Source organism: Streptomyces monticola (assembly GCF_042665355.1).
Lineage (GTDB): Bacteria > Actinomycetota > Actinomycetes > Streptomycetales > Streptomycetaceae > Streptomyces > Streptomyces monticola.
Map to the genome: position 1 here is coordinate 184,235 of NZ_JBHTCF010000011.1, position 18,056 is coordinate 202,290.

Annotated in this window: 14 protein-coding genes; 5 read left to right on the forward strand and 9 right to left on the reverse strand. The window is 70.8% G+C overall.

Features of this window, described 5'->3' with window-relative positions:
* Positions 1–85 precede the first annotated feature (85 nt).
* Both ACFQVC_RS24850 and ACFQVC_RS24855 read right to left on the reverse strand, forming a co-directional pair.
* On the reverse strand, positions 86–2,779 hold the full coding sequence (locus ACFQVC_RS24850) for a protein kinase (RefSeq protein ID WP_381834399.1): 2,694 nt from the start codon (positions 2,777–2,779) through the stop codon (positions 86–88).
* Positions 2,780–2,916: 137 nt separating this feature from the next.
* Positions 2,917–4,953, reverse strand: a complete 2,037-nt coding sequence (locus ACFQVC_RS24855; RefSeq protein WP_381834402.1) for a serine/threonine-protein kinase — start codon at positions 4,951–4,953, stop codon at positions 2,917–2,919.
* Between the two features lie 237 nt (positions 4,954–5,190).
* On the opposite strand from ACFQVC_RS24855, the gene ACFQVC_RS24860 reads away from it, so the two are divergent.
* Positions 5,191–6,375, forward strand: a complete 1,185-nt coding sequence (locus ACFQVC_RS24860; RefSeq protein WP_381834405.1) for a serine hydrolase domain-containing protein — start codon at positions 5,191–5,193, stop codon at positions 6,373–6,375.
* 94 nt (positions 6,376–6,469) lie between these two features.
* On the opposite strand, the gene ACFQVC_RS24865 is transcribed toward ACFQVC_RS24860, so the two are convergent.
* Positions 6,470–8,176 carry a glycerol-3-phosphate dehydrogenase/oxidase gene (locus tag ACFQVC_RS24865; RefSeq protein WP_381834408.1) on the reverse strand — a complete coding sequence of 569 codons (1,707 nt, stop codon included), beginning with the start codon at positions 8,174–8,176 and terminating at the stop codon, positions 6,470–6,472.
* Between the two features lie 222 nt (positions 8,177–8,398).
* Here ACFQVC_RS24865 and ACFQVC_RS24870 point away from each other — a divergent pair, with 222 nt between their 5' ends.
* A complete protein-coding gene (locus ACFQVC_RS24870; protein WP_381834411.1) occupies positions 8,399–9,658 on the forward strand; it encodes a nucleotide sugar dehydrogenase in 1,260 nt (419 codons plus the stop codon).
* A 154-nt stretch (positions 9,659–9,812) separates the two neighbouring features.
* Here the strand turns inward: ACFQVC_RS24870 and ACFQVC_RS24875 are convergent, their stop codons facing one another.
* From ACFQVC_RS24875 to ACFQVC_RS24890, 4 genes are all read right to left on the reverse strand, one after another.
* A complete protein-coding gene (locus ACFQVC_RS24875) occupies positions 9,813–10,937 on the reverse strand; it encodes a GuaB3 family IMP dehydrogenase-related protein (protein ID WP_381834414.1) in 1,125 nt (374 codons plus the stop codon).
* Between the two features lie 117 nt (positions 10,938–11,054).
* A complete protein-coding gene (gene guaB / locus ACFQVC_RS24880; protein WP_381834417.1) occupies positions 11,055–12,557 on the reverse strand; it encodes an IMP dehydrogenase in 1,503 nt (500 codons plus the stop codon).
* Positions 12,558–12,684: 127 nt separating this feature from the next.
* A complete protein-coding gene (locus tag ACFQVC_RS24885; RefSeq protein WP_381834420.1) occupies positions 12,685–13,260 on the reverse strand; it encodes a sigma-70 family RNA polymerase sigma factor in 576 nt (191 codons plus the stop codon).
* Positions 13,261–13,545: 285 nt separating this feature from the next.
* Entirely contained in the window at positions 13,546–14,157 is a 612-nt protein-coding gene (locus tag ACFQVC_RS24890) for a response regulator transcription factor (protein ID WP_003948568.1), read from the reverse strand.
* A 377-nt stretch (positions 14,158–14,534) separates the two neighbouring features.
* Here ACFQVC_RS24890 and ACFQVC_RS24895 point away from each other — a divergent pair, with 377 nt between their 5' ends.
* Positions 14,535–14,864, forward strand: coding sequence for a WhiB family transcriptional regulator (locus ACFQVC_RS24895; protein ID WP_381834423.1), 330 nt, complete (start codon positions 14,535–14,537; stop codon positions 14,862–14,864).
* Positions 14,865–14,994: 130 nt separating this feature from the next.
* On the opposite strand, the gene ACFQVC_RS24900 is transcribed toward ACFQVC_RS24895, so the two are convergent.
* Positions 14,995–15,891: a LysR family transcriptional regulator gene (locus tag ACFQVC_RS24900; protein ID WP_381834426.1), complete on the reverse strand. Its 897-nt coding sequence runs from the start codon at positions 15,889–15,891 to the stop codon at positions 14,995–14,997.
* Positions 15,892–15,971: 80 nt separating this feature from the next.
* On the opposite strand from ACFQVC_RS24900, the gene ACFQVC_RS24905 reads away from it, so the two are divergent.
* Positions 15,972–16,640, forward strand: coding sequence for an MOSC domain-containing protein (locus tag ACFQVC_RS24905; RefSeq protein ID WP_381834429.1), 669 nt, complete (start codon positions 15,972–15,974; stop codon positions 16,638–16,640).
* Between the two features lie 72 nt (positions 16,641–16,712).
* The gene (locus ACFQVC_RS24910; protein WP_381834432.1) at positions 16,713–17,486 is read left to right on the forward strand and encodes an SDR family NAD(P)-dependent oxidoreductase; all 774 of its coding nucleotides are present in this window, start codon (positions 16,713–16,715) and stop codon (positions 17,484–17,486) included.
* Here ACFQVC_RS24910 and ACFQVC_RS24915 read toward each other — a convergent pair.
* Positions 17,454–17,966 carry a DUF1990 family protein gene (locus ACFQVC_RS24915; protein WP_381834435.1) on the reverse strand — a complete coding sequence of 171 codons (513 nt, stop codon included), beginning with the start codon at positions 17,964–17,966 and terminating at the stop codon, positions 17,454–17,456. The genes ACFQVC_RS24910 and ACFQVC_RS24915 overlap by 33 nt on opposite strands.
* Positions 17,967–18,056 lie beyond the last annotated feature (90 nt).

The following is an 18,056-nucleotide window of genomic DNA, read 5'->3' on the forward strand; positions in this document are numbered from 1 at the left end:
CGGAGCAGGGCGGTTGGGGCTGCTTCTCCGGCTGATGCGCGCTACTTCTTCAGTCGATGCGCGCTACTTCTCCGGCTGATGCACGCTACTTCTTCGGCTGATACGTCGCCAGCGCCTGCCCGTACAGCCGGGTCACCTCGTCACGCTCGGACTCCGGCCCCTTGACCATCAGCACGTGGTACCGGCCGTCGATGAGCATCGCGACATTGCGTACGTAGACGGAGTCGCCGTCGCCCTCCTGCCAGGTGAACTGCCCCTCGGCCATGGCGCGGGTGCCGATCGTGGTGGTGCGCAGGCCGCTGGAGGTCGCCCAGGACGAGTCGTGATACGGCTGCAGCTCCGGCTCGTCCTGCTTCTGGTACTTCATCGGGTCGCTGCCGTACTCGTCCGCGCCGTCCCGGCCCGGCACCACCGTCAGCGTGAAGGCGCCGTCCCCGTAGACGACCTGCCCCCGGCCGTTTCTGCCCTGCCGGTCCCAGCCACTGGCCACCGCCACCCGGAAGCCCTCCGGGTCCTTGCGCAGGACGAAGCCCTTCGGCAGATCGGGATCGGTGGTCTGCGGATCGGGCTTCTGCGAACTCGGCGACCCCTTGTCGCCGTTGTCGCTGCCTTCGCCGTCACCGGTGCTGTCGGGCCTGTCCGGCTCGTCCGACGGATTCGCGGGCGCCGAACTGGCCGCGCCCGCCTGCCCGGCGGGCTCGCCCCCGTCACCGGACTCGCGCGGCTCCGCCTTCGGCATGAAGAGCATGGCGTACGCGACCGCCGCCACCAGACCGAGCAGGATCAGGGCGAGCAGCAGCCGGCCGAGCCTGCGCGGCGTGCCCTGCGCACCGGGAGCACGCGACGGCCGCGGCTCGCGCGGCGGCCGCGGAGCCCGCTCGGGTGCGGGAGCGCGCCGCGCCTTCGGGGCCCGCTGCTCTGTCGGAACACGCCGCGGTTTCACGGCACTTCGCGGTCCCGCCTCGGACGCGAGGTGCGCGGGCTGCGCGGCGTCCTGGGCGGCCCGGCCCTTCTTGTGGCGGCCGGCACGGCCCGCACGCCGTCTGCGCACCAGCTCGCCACGACGGCGTACGACGGGCAGTTTGGTGCGGTCGAACGGCGGCGCCGCCACCACATGCGCACCGGCCTCCGGCTCGGGCGCCGACCGGACGAGAGAGCGCAGCCAGCCGCGCAGCTCCTCGAAGTCCGGGCGCTCCGTGGGGTCCTGGCGCAGCAGCGACTCCACGACCGGCCGCAGCGGACCGCACTCCTCGGCGAACGCGGGCGGCTCCCCGCACACCATCTGGACCAGTTCGTACGCACTGTCCTCGGGGTAGGGCGCGTGGCCCTGCACGGCGCGGAACAGCAGCGCGCCGAGCGCCCACAGATCGGTGGCGGGCCCGACCGGAGCGGCCAGCTGCCAGTTCTCATGCACCGGCCCCGCCTGCTCCGGCGACCAGCGCTCGGTCACGGCACCCACGACGGTCATCCGCGCCTGCCGGGCCCGCTCGGCGGCGAGCGGCGTCTCGGGCCCCTTGCGCCGGGGCGGCCGCGGGGCCAGCAACTCATCCCATTTGCTGGGGGTTTGACGGGGCAGGCGGGTGGTGGGCTCGTCGTGTACGGGGGCACCGGCGGGGGCGTGGGCGGCGGTGGGGGCGTGGGCGTCGGCAGCGGTGGGGGCCGAGGCGGGTGCGGCGTCGGCCCCGGGGCGCGACGCCTGACCTGCCTGATCCGCCCTGCTCTGCCGGTCCGGCCCGCTCTGCTGATCCGCCTGGTCCGCTCCCGCGCCGCGCGGTGTCGCGCCGTGCCAGTCGGGTGCGAGGCCCTTGCCGCCACCGGGACGACCGGCGACACCGTACGGATCGGCTATCCGGCCGGGCGGCGTTTGGACGTGCTGGTCGGACGGCGCCTGAACGTGCCGACCGGTCGGCGCCTGAACCTGCTGCACGTGCTCCTCGCTCACACGGGCCGCCGCGGCCGCCCGTGCTCCGGCGCGATAGGCCGCGATCGCACCGGCCCGCACCGCCCGCGCGTCACCCGGCGGCAGCGCCCGCTGCTCGGCGGGCGCCTGCGGGCCCCCGGGCTGCGGCGACTTGCGCAGGTCCGGCGAGGCACCGCCGGGTTCCCCTGAGCCACCCTCCGCCGGGCCGCCCTCCATGAGTTCCGCGGGGTCCGATAGGTCCGACGGGTCCGACGGGTCCGACAGATCTGACGGGTCCGGCACCGGGTCGTATCCGCACAGCGCCTCCTCCGCCGCACCCGCCGCCAGGCCCGTGAGCATGACGCGGCCGTCGTCACAGACCAGGACGGTACGGACGGTGATGTTCCGGTGGACCCAGCCATGGGCGTGCAGCGCGCGCAGGGCGGTCAGGACCTCCGAGGCGACCTCCGCCGCGCGGTACGGCGACAGCGGCTTGTCGGCTATCAGCGCCGCCAGCGGCAACGCCGATACGACCTCGCTGACGATCCACAGCGAACCGTCCTCGGCGAAGACATCGAAAACCTGGTCAAGGCGCGGGTGATCGGGGATCTGCGCGGCCGCCTGCGCGGCCTCGAGGGCGCGCCGCACGGCCGGATCCGCAGGCCTGCGGGTGGCATGCCCGGACGGATGGCGCGCACCGCCGCCGTCCTCGTCGAGCACTTCCGCGTCGACGGTCTCGGGCAACGGCACCTGCCTGACCAGGACTTCCTGGCCGCTGTACGTATCGAAGGCACGGGTCTCGGCGAACTCGTACTCATCCGACGGCGGCAACGGCAGGCGGTAGCGGTCGGCGAGTACCCGTCCCGCATAGTCGTCCACGTCGCCTCCCCGTCAGCGCCCCATGGATTCGTACACCAAATCCGGTCGTTTTCCGGCATATTGCGGCTGCGTACGGTCCATGAACTCTCACGATACGTGGCCTCGACCGACTCCGCCGCCGGGTCTCGGCAACCCGCTCAGTCCTTGGGCGCGAACGTCTTGAACGCGGTCTCCCGCAGCGTGCGGCACTCCTTGCCGTCCCAGGTACTCGCCTTGCAACTGACCATGATCGAGTAACCGTGGGTGGCGTCGACCTTGAAGCCCCGGTTGAGCACCCGCACCCGCTGGCCGCTCTGGTCGCGCTCGAACTCCCAGTCCGCGACGGTCGGGTAGCCCTTGTAGTCGCCGACCTCGTCTATGCGTATGTGCTTGTAGTTACGGCTGCTCCCGGCGACGGCTCCCTTGAGCTGCTCCCACGCGGCGGCCGCGTCATCACCGGGGCTGCGGTTGAAATCGACCTGAACGCGCGGGAATCCGCCGTTCGCGCTGAATATCCCGCCGGAGTTCTGCCCGGCCGTACCGGTGCGCCGGAAGTCCTTCGGCATCGCCATGGCGAAGTGGAACTGGCCGTCCGACACCGTCTTGTACCCCGCCGGAAGGCCGCCGCCGGTGTCCTTGCCGCCGTCACCGCCACCGCCGTCGTCCTTGCCGTCGCCCTTGCCTTGGTCCGTGCCCGGGTCGTCGCCCTTGCCCTGGTCCTTGCCCGGGTCCTTTCCTTGGCCCTCCGGGTCCTTGGCACCGCCGTCGTCATCCGCGCCCGCCCCGCCGGACGCCGACGTTTCGCCCTTGCCCTTGCTGTCGGGAGTATCGTCACCGCCGCTCAACGCGACCGCGAGAACCGTGCCGAGCACAGCCAGCACGACGACCACCACCAGGGTCACCAGCGCGCGCCGCGGCACCACATCGGTGAGCGAAGCCCGCGCGCCGCCCCCGCCACCGGATCCGGATCCGGCCGGCCGCTTCCCCGGCGCCCCGGCCGGGGACACCTGCGCGGTACCCGCACCACCGGACGCCGCCGAAGCCGACGACGCCGGAGCCGATGAAGCCGACGCAGGCGCCGGCTCCGACGAGGGCGCCGACTCCGCACCCGCCGCCTCCGCGCTCGCGTTCGCGTCTGCCTCCGTCGCGGCCGAACCCCTGCCGCCCGACGAGGACTTCGCACCTGCCGCCGTCGCCGCCGCCGCGTTCCGCACCGACCGCAGAGCACCCCGCAGCCGCTCCACCGCGGCCTCGCTGCGCCGCCCGCCGCCCTGCGCGGGCACCGTCGGCAACGGCACCACCTTCGTCGCCGCCACCGGATCGTCCGCCTCCGGCTCGGCCTCCAACGGCTCGGGGGCATGGATCACATCGTTCAGGAGCGCCCGCGCCCCCGCATCGTCGAGCCGCTGGTCCGGGTCCTTCTCAAGCAGGCCGTAGATGACCTTCTCGAGCCGCCCGGCGTTCCGCGGCGGTTCGAGGGACTCCGTCATCACCGCGGTGAGCGTCGCGATCGCCGAGCCCTTGTCGTACGGCGGCACACCCTCGACAGCCGCATACAGCAGACCGCCGAGCGACCACAGGTCGGCGGCAGGACCCGGCTTGTGACCACGGGCCCGCTCCGGCGAGATATACGACGGCGCCCCCACGAGCATGCCGGTCGAAGTGATGGACGGGTCACCCTCGACCTGGGCGATACCGAAGTCCGTCAGCACCACCCGGCCTTCGTCCTTGGAGATCAGCACATTCGACGGCTTCACATCGCGGTGCAGAATCCCCTCACGGTGCGCGGCCCGCAGCACATCGAGCACGGCGAGCCCGACCTCGGCGGCACGCCTGGGCGTCAGATGCCCGTCCTGCCGCACGACTTCGGCCAGCGACTTGCCCTCGATGAGCTCCATCACGATCCACGGGCGGTCGTCCTCGTCGACGACGTCATAGACCGTCACCGCGCCGTTGTTACGGATCCGGGCAATCGCCTTGGCCTCACGCAACGTCCGCGTGATGAGCCGCCGCTTCTCATCGTCGTCGATGCTCGAAGGGAACCGCAGCTCCTTGACCGCGACCGTACGGCCGAGCGTCTCGTCGACCGCGCGCCAGACCGTGCCCATACCGCCGCGGCCGAGCACCTCTCCCAGCCGGTACCGACCGGCGAGGAGGCGCCCCTTGGTCTCCTTCGGCTGCTCAGCCTCCGACATGCGTCCCCTCTGCAATCAACCCGCCCTGGCAGAGCGTCCATTGTCTCTCATGCCCGGGGTGGGGGAAGGCCCGGGTCCGCGCGATGATGGCCCGGTACAGATCAAGGGACCGATATGACCGACCAGCACTCACCACACCCCCCTCACACCTCGCCCACCCCAACCCCGCACAAGGGTCACGGCACGAGCACCTGGCGGGGGGTGATTCGGGGGGGTGTGGGGGTGGTTGTGTTGGGGGTGACGGCACTGTCGTTGCGCGAGGCTGGGCCCCCTCCCCCCTCCGGCGACGGGGCCCCCTCCCCCACCTCCACCACCGGTCAAGCCCTCAACTCCCCCTCGGCCCTTCTGGCCTCCCTCACCACCAGATCCCGCACCCCGGGCACCGCGGCCCTCGCCCGGACCACCGCCCCCGCATCCGCCCGGGACACCACGGCCGGCCCGAACGTCCCGGGCACCTCCAGCGGCCGCTACGCCCCGGACACCCCCGACGCCCCTGGCAGCCGCTATGTCTCCACCGGAACGGCCAACACCGCGACCGACCGCCCCATCCGCCGCAAGGACCGCTTCCGTATCGGCAGCATCACGAAGTCCTTCACGGCCGTGGTGGTTCTCCAACTCGCCGCCGAGCGCAGGCTGGCCCTCGACGACACCGTCGAGCAGCATCTGCCCGGCGTCATCCGAGGTCACGGCAACGACGGTCGTGACCTCACTCTGCGTCAACTACTGACCCACACAAGCGGCTTGTTCTCCTACACGGACGCCCTGGGCACGCACACCACCACCTTCGACCGCGCCTACACGCCTGCCTCGCTGCTCCGGACCGCCCTGGCCCACCGCCCCCTTTTCGCGCCCGGCACAGACTGGTCGTACTCCAACACCAACTACACGGTGCTCGGCATGGTCATAGAGAAGGTCACGGGCCGCAGCTACGCCGAGGAGGCGCAGCGCCGCATCCTCACCCCGCTGCGGCTGACCGGTACCTCGTTCCCCGGCGACAGCAGCCGTCTGCCCGCCCCGCACGGCCGCGCCTACTCCGGAACTCCCGCTTCCCCCAAGGACGTCACGGCCATAGAGCCCTCGGGGGCGGGTGCGGCCGGCGAGGTCATCAGCACCCTCGACGACCTGGACCGCTTCTACTCGGCCCTCCTCACGGGCGAGCTGCTGCCCGCGGCCCAGCTGGCCGAAATGCGGAACACCGACGCGTCCGGCGGCGTGTACGGCATGGGCCTGATGCGCACCGAGCTGTCCTGCACCACCGTCTGGGGGCACAACGGCCGCATCATCGGTTCCTACGCCGAGACCGCCGCCACCTCCGACGGCCGCCACGTCCTGACGTATCGCCTCAACTCCGACTGGTCCACGGACGAGAAGCTCAAGAAGGCGCTCCTGGAAAGCGAGTTCTGCCGAAAGAGCCGCAAGTAGAGGAACCACACGCAGAGGACTGAACCCAGAAGACCGGAACCAGGCAACTGGAGACCCAGACGACTCCGAGCAGCGAGCCCGACCGGCCCCGAACTCACAAAGGCACGATGTCCGGTGCCCCCAGCCGCGCGGCGTCCGCCGTCAGGTCGTCCGGCTGGCGCTGTGATTCACGCTCGGCCTCGACCCGCTTCTCGTAGTGCTCGACCTCTCTTTCGATCTGGTCCTTGTCCCAGCCGAGCACCTTCGCCATGAGTTCCGCGCATTCCCGCGCGCTACGCGTGCCGCGGTCGAAGGTCTCGATGGAGATACGGGTGCGTCGGGTGAGGACGTCGTCGAGGTGGCGGGCGCCTTCGTGGGAGGCGGCGTACACCACTTCGGCCCGTAGGTAGTCGTCCGCGGCCTGCAGGGGGGCGCCGAGTGCGGGGTCGTTGGCGATGAGGTCGAGCAGTTCCTCTGCGAGTGAGCCGTACCGGTTCAGCAGGTGTTCCACGCGCACCACGTGGAGGCCGGTGCGGGCCGCGATGCGTGCGCGTGCGTTCCACAGCGCCTTGTATCCCTCTGCGCCGATCAGGGGGATGTCCTCGGTGACGCAGTCGGCGACTCGCTGGTCGAGTCCGTGCACGGCTTCGTCGACGGCGTCCTTGGCCATGACGCGGTACGTCGTGTATTTGCCGCCGGCGACGACGACGAGGCCGGGGACGGGGTGGGCCACGGTGTGTTCCCGGGAGAGTTTGCTGGTGGCGTCCGATTCTCCGGCGAGCAGAGGCCGCAGTCCGGCGTACACCCCCTGGACGTCGTCGCGTGTGAGGGGGACCGCGAGGACGGTGTTCACATGCTCGAGCAGGTAGTCGATGTCGGCGCTGGAGGCGGCGGGGTGTGCCTTGTCGAGGTCCCAGTCGGTGTCGGTGGTCCCGACGATCCAGTGGCGTCCCCAGGGGATGACGAAGAGGACGGATTTCTCGGTCCTGAGGATCAGTCCTGTCGTGGAGTTGATCCGGTCCTTGGGCACGACGAGGTGGATGCCTTTGGAGGACCGCACGTGGAACTGTCCGCGTGAGCCGACCATGGCCTGGGTGTCGTCGGTCCACACTCCGGTGGCGTTGACGACCTGGCGTGCCCTGATCTCGTATTCGCCGCCGCCTTCGACGTCCTGGACGCGGGCGCCGACGACCCGTTCGCCTTCGCGGAGGAAGCCGGTGACGCGTGCGCGGTTGGCGGCCTTGGCGCCGTAGGCCGCGGCGGTGCGGACCATCATGGCGACGTACCGGGCGTCGTCCATCTGTGCGTCGTAGTACTGCAGTGCTCCGACCAGGGCTTCCTTTTTCATGCACGGGGCCACGCGCAGGGCTTGCTTCCGGGAGAGGTGGCGGTGCATGGGCAGGCCGCGGCCGTGGCCCCGGGACATCGACATGGTGTCGTAGAGGGCGACGCCCGATCCGGCGTAGAGCCGCTCCCATGCCTTGTGCTGCAGCGGGTAGAGGAACGGCACGGGTTTGACCAGGTGCGGTGCGATCCGCTCGAGCAGCAGTCCGCGCTCCTTCAGCGCTTCTCTTACGAGTGCGAAGTCGAGCATCTCCAGATAGCGGAGGCCGCCGTGGATCAGCTTGCTCGACCGGCTCGAGGTGCCGGAGGCCCAGTCGCGTGCCTCGACGATGCCGGTGGACAGGCCGCGTGTGACGGCGTCGAGTGCGGTGCCGGCGCCGACCACGCCCGCGCCCACCACCAGCACGTCCAGTTCTCGCTCGGCCATGGCTGCAAGCGCCTGTGCCCGCTCGGCCGGTCCCAGTGTCGCTGTCCTCACTGCTGCCTCCCGTCGCCCCCGTGTGGTCGGGCTCACATCGTCGATTCTGTCCGTACTCACCGACTTCAGCCACCGCCTGTGGACAACACTCCGAAGACAGGCATCGCGCAATGCCGCAAATCGGTCATATTTACTCCTAACCTGACATTGCGCTGGTCCAGTTTGTCCACAGGGCTTGCGCACTCCTCCCGCTCCGGCTATTGGGAAGGACGGCCCACCGCCATGCCCGCAGATCTCGCCGTCATCGGACTCGGACATCTCGGCCTGCCCCTCGCCCAGGCCGCCGTCTCGAGCGGCATCGAGACCCTCGCCTACGACCCACGGCTCAGCGCCGACCTCGCCGCCGGGCGGCTGCCCGCGGACGAGGGCACGCTCACCGCCGCCGACCTGCGCCGGATGCTCTCGGGGGGCTTCCGGCCGACCACCAACCCGGCCGAACTCGGCCGGGTGCGCACCGCGGTCCTCTGCTCGCCGGCCCCGCTCGGCGCGGGAGGCGCGCTCGACCTCGGCCAGATCGCCGACGCGGCCCGCGCGCTCGCCGCCCGCCTGCGACCGCACACCACGGTCATCCTCGAGTCACCCGTGTACCCGGGGACCACGGAGGAATTCCTCCGCCCCATCCTCGAAGAAGGATCCGGGATGCGGGCCGGCCGCGACTTCCACCTCGCCTACTCGCCCGGCCGCCTCGACCCCGGCAACCGCACCCACGGCTATGCCGGCACCCCCAAGGTCATCGGCGGCCTCACCTCCGCCTGCACCGAGTCGGCGGCCGCCTTCTACGGCCGCCTCACCGACAAGGTCGTACGCGCGCGTGGCCCGCGCGAGGCCGAGACCGTCCAGCTCCTGGAGACCAACTACCGGCATGTGAACATCGCCCTCGTCAACGAAATGGCCGTTCTCTGCCATGACCTGGGCGTCGACCTGTGGGACGTCATCCGCTGCGCCGAGACCAAGCCGTTCGGCTTCCAGGCCTTCCGCCCCGGCCCCGGGGTCGGCGGCCACGGCATCCCGCTCGACCCCAACTACCTTCCGCACCGCAGCCGCACCCCGGGCCACCCCCTGCGCATGGTCGGCCTGGCGCAGGAGATCAACCACCGCATGCCCCAGTACGTCATCCAGCGCGCCGCCACCCTCCTCAACGAGCACGGCAAATCCGCCCGCGGCGCGCGCGTGCTGCTGCTCGGCGTCACCTACAAGCCCGACCTGGGCGACCAGCAGGGCTCCCCCGCCCGCGAGATCGCCACCCGCCTGATGGAGATGGGCGCCGCCATCAGCTACCACGACCCGTACGTCCCGCACTGGAGCGTCCTTGACCGCCCCGTCCCCCGCGCGGACTCCCTCTACGAAGCGGCGGCCGACGCGGATCTGACGATCCTGCTCCAGCCCCACCGCACCTACGACCTCCAGGGCCTCGCGGTGAAGGCACAGCTCCTCCTGGACACCCGGGGCGCCACTCCGGTCGGAGCCGCTCACCGGCTCTGACCCCGCGCCTCCCGCGAAAACCAGCACTACAAAAGCGGCACTACAAAAGAAGGAGGGGCCCGCACCACCCGGTGCGGGCCCCTTCCTCTACGTACGGGTACGAAGATCCTCTACGTACGTCTACGAAGGCTCAACTCCCCATGCGTACGGACACTCAGCGGCGGTGCTGCGAGTCCGCCACCGTGACCTCGACCCGCTGGAACTCCTTGAGCTCGCTGTAGCCGGTCGTCGCCATCGAGCGCCGCAGGGCACCGAAGAAGTTCATCGACCCGTCGGGCGAGTGCGAGGGGCCGGTGAGGATCTCCTCGGTCGTGCCGACCGTGCCCAGGTCGACCTTCTTGCCGCGCGGCACGTCCTCGTGGACGGCCTCCATGCCCCAGTGGTGCCCCTTGCCCGGAGCGTCCACGGCGCGCGCCAGCGGGGAGCCCATCATCACCGAGTCGGCACCGCAGGCGATGGCCTTCGGCAGGTCGCCGGACCAGCCCACGCCGCCGTCGGCGATGACATGCACATAGCGGCCGCCGGACTCGTCCATGTAGTCACGGCGGGCGGCCGCGACATCGGCGACGGCCGTCGCCATCGGCACCTGGATGCCCAGGACGTTGCGCGTGGTGTGCGCGGCACCGCCGCCGAAGCCCACCAGGACACCCGCGGCGCCCGTGCGCATCAGGTGCAGCGCGGCGGTGTACGTGGCGCAGCCGCCGACGATGACCGGCACGTCCAGCTCGTAGATGAACTGCTTGAGGTTCAGCGGCTCGGCGGCGCCCGACACGTGCTCGGCCGACACCGTCGTGCCGCGGATCACGAAGATGTCGACGCCGGCGTCCACCACGGCCTTGGAGAACTGGGCGGTGCGCTGCGGCGACAGGGCGGCGGCGGTGACGACGCCGGAGTCGCGCACCTCCTTGATGCGCTGCCCGATCAGCTCTTCCTTGATCGGGGCTTCGTAGATCTCCTGGAGGCGGCGGGTCGCGGCCTCTGGGTCGAGCTCGGCGATCTCGTCGAGCAGCGGCTGCGGGTCCTCATAGCGGGTCCACAGGCCTTCGAGGTTGAGCACCCCGAGGCCGCCGAGCTCACCGATGCGGATCGCGGTCTGCGGCGAGACGACCGAGTCCATGGGGGCTGCGAGGAACGGCAGCTCGAAGCGGTAGGCGTCGATCTGCCAGGCGATCGAGACCTCCTTCGGGTCCCGCGTACGCCGGCTCGGCACGATGGCGATGTCGTCGAACGCGTACGCCCTACGGCCGCGCTTGCCGCGCCCGATCTCGATCTCAGTCACGTTGTGAGGCCTTTCCACTCTCCGGTCTGCGTCTTCCAGTATCCCCGACGCGCACACCAAGGCCCGCGGGCGTTGTACCCGCGGGCCTTCAGATGTACGTCCCTACGTGGCCGCCGGTCAGCGGCGGGCGTAGTTGGGCGCCTCGACGGTCATCGAGATGTCGTGCGGGTGGCTCTCCTTGAGCCCGGCCGAGGTGATCCGTACGAACCGGCCCTTGGCCTTGAGCTCCGGGATGTCGGCGGAGCCGACGTAGCCCATGGAGGCCCGCAGACCGCCGACCAGCTGGTGCGCGACCGACGAGAGCGGGCCGCGGTAGGGCACCTGGCCCTCGATGCCCTCGGGCACGAGCTTGTCCTCGGACAGCACGTTGTCCTGGAAGTAACGGTCCTTCGAGAAGGACCGCGCCTGCCCGCGCGACTGCATGGCGCCCAGCGAGCCCATGCCGCGGTACGACTTGAACTGCTTGCCGTTGATGAACACCATCTCGCCCGGCGACTCCTCGCAGCCCGCGAGCAGCGAGCCGAGCATCACCGTGTCGGCGCCGGCGGCGATGGCCTTGGCGATGTCGCCCGAGTACTGCAGGCCGCCGTCGCCGATGAGCGGGACGCCCGCGTCATGGCACGCCTTGGCGGCTTCGTAGATCGCGGTGACCTGCGGGACGCCGATTCCGGCCACCACGCGCGTGGTGCAGATCGAGCCCGGGCCGACGCCGACCTTCACCCCGTCGACGCCGGCGTCGATCAGGGCCTGGGCGCCTTCACGGGTGGCGACGTTGCCGCCGACGATGTCGACGCCGATGTTGGTCTTGAGCTTGGCGATCATGTCGAGGATGCCGCGGCTGTGGCCGTGCGCGCTGTCCACGACGAGGAAGTCGGCACCGGCCTCGACGAGGGCCTGCGCCCGGTCGTACGCCTCGTCGCCGACGCCCACCGCGGCTCCGACGACCAGGCGGCCCTCGGCGTCCTTCGCGGCGTTGGGGTACTTCTCGGCCTTCACGAAGTCCTTGACCGTGATCAGGCCCTTGAGGATGCCGGCGTCGTCGACGAGCGGCAGCTTCTCGATCTTGTGGCGGCGCAGCAGCTCCATGGCGTCTTCGCCGGAGATGCCGACCTTGCCGGTGACCAGCGGCATCGGCGTCATGACCTCGCGGACCTGGCGCGAGCGGTCCACCTCGAAGGCCATGTCGCGGTTGGTGACGATGCCGAGCAGCTTGCCCGCGGGGTCGGTGACCGGAACGCCGCTGATGCGGAACTTGGCGCACAGGGCGTCGGCCTCGCGCAGCGTCGCGTCCGGGGAGACGGTGATCGGGTCGGTCACCATGCCGGACTCGGAGCGCTTGACCAGGTCGACCTGGTTGGCCTGGTCCTCGATGGAGAGGTTGCGGTGCAGCACGCCGGCGCCGCCCTGGCGGGCCATGGCGATGGCCATACGGGCCTCGGTGACCTTGTCCATCGCGGCGGAGAGCAGCGGGATGTTCACCGTGACGTTGCGCGACACGCGCGAGGAGGTGGAGACCTTGTTCGGCAGCACCTCGGAGGCGCCCGGCAGCAGCAGGACGTCGTCGTATGTCAGCCCGAGCATCGCGAATTTCTCGGGTGCTCCGTCGACGTGGTCACTCATGACACCTTCCCCAATGCTCTTGCCAGGCGCGGACCACCATGCTAACGGCCCGCGGAGGTGCTTCATTCCACGATCGCATCACAGCAGATCACGATCGCTGTACGTTCCTACGACAGCGCCTGGGCGGTCACTGCTCGGCGAGCGCCCGCAGGCGGCTGAGCGCACGGTGCTGGGCGACCCGGACCGCGCCCGGGGACATCCCCAGCATCTGCCCGGTCTCCTCCGCGGTGAGCCCGACGGCGATCCGCAGGAGCAGCAGTTCACGCTGGGTCTGCGGCAGATTGGCAAGGAGCTTCTTGGCCCATTCGGCGTCGCTGCTGAGCAGGGCCCGCTCTTCGGGACCGAGCGAGTCGTCCGGCCGCTCCGGCATCTCGTCGGAGGGCACGGCCGTCGAGCCCGGGTGGCGCATCGCGGCGCGCTGCAGATCGGCGACCTTGTGCCCGGCGATGGCGAAGACGAAGGCCTCGAAGGGGCGCCCGGTGTCCTTGTAGCGCGGCAGCGCCAGGAGCACGGCGACGCAGACTTCTTGGGCCAGGTCTTCCACGAAGTGCCGTGCGTCACCCGGCAGTCGGGAGAGCCGGGTACGGCAGTAGCGCAGCGCGAGGGGGTGCACATGGGCGAGAAGGTCGTGCGTCGCCTGCTCGTCCCCCTCGACGGCACGCTGGACGAGGGCACCGATCACCGTCGTCTCGTCGTCGCGCATCGGTCCATGGTGCCTTGGTGCCTCCCGGTCCGTGGCACCGCGTCCATAGTTGTGCACCGAAGCGTTATGAGCAGGTGCGCCGGAACTCATCTCCTGCGCCCTCCCCTCCCGCTCGATCGAATCGTCCCCGAGGAACTCCACACCTCAAGGATGCGGCATCGCGCGGAAAACCGTTGACGGGACGGCCGAGGCCGTCGGGGCCGCCGTCGGGCGGCCGCCGACCCGCCCGCGCAGCGGCGGGCGGGACTCGCCGGAAACACGGAACCCGCGCGGCGGTGCACTCGCTCAGCGGACCAGGCCCCAGCGGAAGCCGAGCGCCACGGCGTGCGCACGGTCCGAGGCGCCGAGTTTCTTGAACAACCTGCGCGCATGTGTCTTGACCGTGTCCTCGGACAGGAAGAGCTCGCGTCCGATCTCGGCGTTCGACCGGCCGTGGCTCATGCCCTCGAGCACCTGGATCTCACGCGCGGTGAGCGTCGGCGCGGCACCCATCTCGGCCGAGCGCAGTCTGCGCGGGGCGAGCCGCCATGTGGGATCGGCGAGTGCCTGCGTGACCGTCGCGCGCAGCTCGGCGCGCGAAGCGTCCTTGTGCAGATAGCCGCGGGCGCCGGCGGCGACCGCCAGCGCGACACCGTCCAGGTCCTCGGCGACGGTGAGCATGATGATGCGCGCACCGGGGTCGGCGGACAGCAGCCGCCGGACGGTCTCCACGCCGCCCAGTCCGGGCATGCGTACGTCCATCAGAATCAGGTCCGAGCGGTCGGCACCCCAGCGGCGGAGGACTTCCTCGCCGTTGGCCGCCGTCGTCACACGCTCTACGCCGGGCACGGTCGCGACCGCGCGGCGGAGCGCCTCTCGGGCAAGCGGGGAGTCGTCGCAGACGAGGACGGATGTCATGGCCGCCCTCCGCAGCTGATGCGCGTCACCTTGAGCCTCCAGGCTGGTACGAATCGTCACCTGTGCGATTGACGCCCTCGGACACCTGCCCGAGCGCTTCTGTTTTCAACCGCCTCCGCACTCTCAACGACGGTCACTCGAAAGAGTTACGGGTCAGTGAGCCACCTTCGGCACTCTACGTGAGGGGACGGATACAGCACAGGTATCGCAGGTCACCGAAGCTTCCGTTGCGACTATGCCCCATTTAGCGGCTTTTCTTCCCTTTTGCTGGTGTCTGTGACTAGATTCGCCATGAGTCATATTTTCATCTACTCCGACAGTAGATGTACGGTCATGGGCACTGAATCCGCTCATCACAGGTTGCAAGGGGACAAGCAATGGCAGATTTCTCCCGCCTTCCCGGGCCGAACGCCGATCTGTGGGACTGGCAGCTCCTGGCCGCCTGCCGCGGGGTCGACAGCTCGCTCTTCTTCCACCCGGAGGGCGAACGGGGTGCCGCGCGAAGTGCCCGCGAGAACTCGGCCAAAGAGGTCTGCATGAGGTGCCCTGTGCGCGCGGAGTGCGCCGCACACGCCCTGGCAGTACGCGAGCCGTACGGCGTCTGGGGCGGCCTGACCGAGGACGAGCGCGAGGAACTCATGGGGCGGGCCCGCAACCGCCTCGTCACGGCGTCGGCGACCTCCGGCGCCGCTACCCCGGGGCGCTGACGTCCGCTCCGTACCGTTCCAACGAAGGAACGTTTCTTCAGGTGCGCCTTCACGCGCTTTTTCAGGCGCTTCTTCAGGCGCGTTCCCACGTGCGCCGCACGACCGCTCGCCGGGCTCCCGCCGGGCGGGTTCAGCGGGTCGCGGCGCGGGCCAGCTGATCGAGCGTGGCCGCCACGGCCGGCACCTGGGCCAGATCGGGCAGCGTGAGCGCCACGATCTCGCGGCGCACGGCCGGCTCCACCGCCACCGCACGCGCACCCTTGGGGCGCACCGACTCCAGGGCGAGCTCGGGCAGTACGGCGACGCCGAGACCCGCTCCCACCAGGCCGATCACCGCCGGATAGTCATCGGTCGCGAAGTCGATGCGCGGGGTGAACCCGGCGCCTTCGCAGACCTGGACCAGCTGGCGGCGGCAGCGCGGGCAGCCCGCGATCCAGGGCTCGTCGGCGAGTTCGCCGATGGCGACGGATGAGGTTCTGGCGAGCCGGTGGCGCTCGGGGACCAGGCCGACGAGACGGTCGGCGAGCAGCGGGCGTACGGCCAGGTCGCTCCAGTCCTCGGTGGTGTTCGCGCCTTCGTAGCGGAAGGCGAGCGCCACGTCGCAGTCGCCCTCGCGGAGCATCTCCACCGAGCGCGGCGGCTCGGCGTCCACCAGGGACACCCGGGTGCCGGGGTGGGCGGCGCGCAGGGCCGCGAGTGCGGTCGGCACGAGGGTCGAGCTGCCGCTGGGGAAGGAGACGAGCCGGACCCGGCCGGCGCGCAGGCCCGCGATGGCGGCGACCTCCTCCTCGGCGGCGGTCAGGCCGGCCAGGATGCCGGAGGCGTGCCGGACGAGGGCTTCGCCCGCCTGCGTCAGGCGCATCTCGCGACCCGTGCGGATGAGCAGCGGGGTGCCCGTCGACTGCTCGAGAGCCTTCATTTGCTGGCTCACGGCCGGCTGTGTGCAGCCCAGTTCGCGGGCCGCCGCGGAGAAGGAGCCGGTGGCGGCCACGGCGCGGAGCACACGGAGATGACGGGCCTCGATCATGCCGTAAGCATAAGTCACGCTTGGAGTCATGGGCGAATAATGAGTCGACGCTTTGGTCAAGGTCGTCTAGCCTGCCGCGCATGAAGCTGCTTTCCGTGAATCTGGGCCGCCACAAGGCCGTGGAGTACACCGATGCCCCGACGGGCGCGACAGCGATCGACAAGCGGCCGGTCGAGGGGCCCGTGCGGGTCGTCGCTCCCGGGCCGAAGGGCGAAGGCGGCAGCGGAGTCGTCGGGGACGAGATTGGCGACCTGCGCCATCACGGCGGTGACGCCCAGGCCGTGTACGCCTTCGCGCGCGAGGACCTGGACGCCTGGGAGGGCGAGCTCGGCCGGCCGCTGGCCAACGGCGTGTTCGGCGAGAACCTCACCACCTCCGGGATCGATGTGACCGGCGCGAAGATCGGGGAGCGCTGGCGGGTCGGTCCCGATCTGGTGCTCGAGGTGACGTCGTCGCGTATTCCCTGCGCCACGTTCGCGGGGCATCTCGGTGAGCGGGGATGGGTGAAGCGGTTTACGCACAAGGCCGCGCCCGGGGCGTATCTGCGGGTGGTGGAGCCGGGTGAGATCAGGGCCGGGGACCCGGTCGAGATCGTGCGCCGGCCGGACCACGAGGTCACCGTCGCCTTCCAGTTCAGGTCCGCCACCACTGAGCGCGCCCTGCTGTCGAGGGTGCTCGCCGCCGGTGACGCGCTGCACCCGGAGGCCATCGACGCGGCCCGTAAGTACATCGCCAAATACGGGGGTTGAGCGGGGCCCGGGGAGCGGCCCGTGAGTCCGGGCGGGCGCGGCGGCGGGCGCCGCAGTCATTAGCCTTGGCCCATGACTACCGCTCTGATTACGGGATCGACCGCGGGCATCGGCGCCGCCTTCGCCCGCCGCCTGGCCGCCGACGGCCACAACCTGGTGCTCGTCGCGCGCGACACCAAGCGGCTGCGGGAGCAGGCCACCGAACTGCACGACCGGCACGGCATCGAGGCGGAGGTGCTGACCGCCGACCTCGCCACGGAGGACGGCATCGAGGCGGTCGCGAAGCGGCTCGACGACCGCAGGGACCCGGTCGACCTGCTGATCAACAACGCCGGCTTCGGCAACAAGGGGCACTTCCTCGAGGTGCCCATGGCCGACGAGCTGACCATGCTGAAGGTGCACTGCGAGGCGGTGCTCCGGCTCACCTCCGCGGCGGTCGAGGGGATGCGGGACCGGGGCCGCGGCGGCGTGGTCAATGTGGCGTCGGTGGCGGCGTTCGTGCCCCGCGGGACCTATGGCGCCTCGAAGGCGTGGGTCGTGCAGTTCACCCAGGGCGTGGCGAAGGACCTGGCCGGGTCCGGAGTGCGGCTGATGGCGCTGTGCCCGGGTTTCGTGCGCACGGAGTTCCACGAGCGGGCCGGGATGGGCACGGACAACATCCCCAAGTGGATGTGGCTGGACGCCGACAAGCTGGTGGCCGGCGCGCTGTCGGATCTGGCCCGGGGCAAGTCGCTGTCCATTCCGGATCCGCGCTACAAGGCCATGATGGGCGTGGTGAAGGTGGTGCCGCGGGGGCTGCTCGGCGGGATCACCTCACGTACGGGACGCAAGTACGGCCCGCAGTGAGCGGCCGCAGCGGCGGGCGTAGGCGCGCTGCAGGGCCCGGGTCAGGGGCGGTACGAGGCCGGTGTACCAGGCGGCCGGGCGGCTGAACGCCGTTATGGTCAGGGCGACTTGGCCGCTTTCGGCGAGGGTGACGAGGAAGGCCTCCTCGCCGCGTTCCGGGTGGCCGGGCAGGGTGCCGTAGGCGAAGCCGGCCGTATCCGGGCCGAGTTCGGCCCAGACGACGCGGCAGGGCGCCCTGACCGGTCCGAGGCCCACGGTCACCTCGACGCCGGGGGCCGCACGCTCTGCCGTGCTGTCGATGCGCACGCCCACCGCGCGGTGCATGCGCCAGGTGAGGACAGCTTCGGCGGCGGCCCGGAAGTCCGCGGGACCGGTGCCGACGACCGTCGTCACCCGCAGGTGGTGGTAGCCGTCGGGCAGCGGCGGTCCCTGACGGGTCGCGCCGGTTTCGGGATACGTGAACGGGGCCGGGGCCGGCATGACGATCCTCCGTGGGGAAGCGCTCGGGCCCGGCACCCGCGTGGGGTGCCGGGCCCGAGTCGGCTCAGCTCAGTTCGCCTGCGCTTGCTT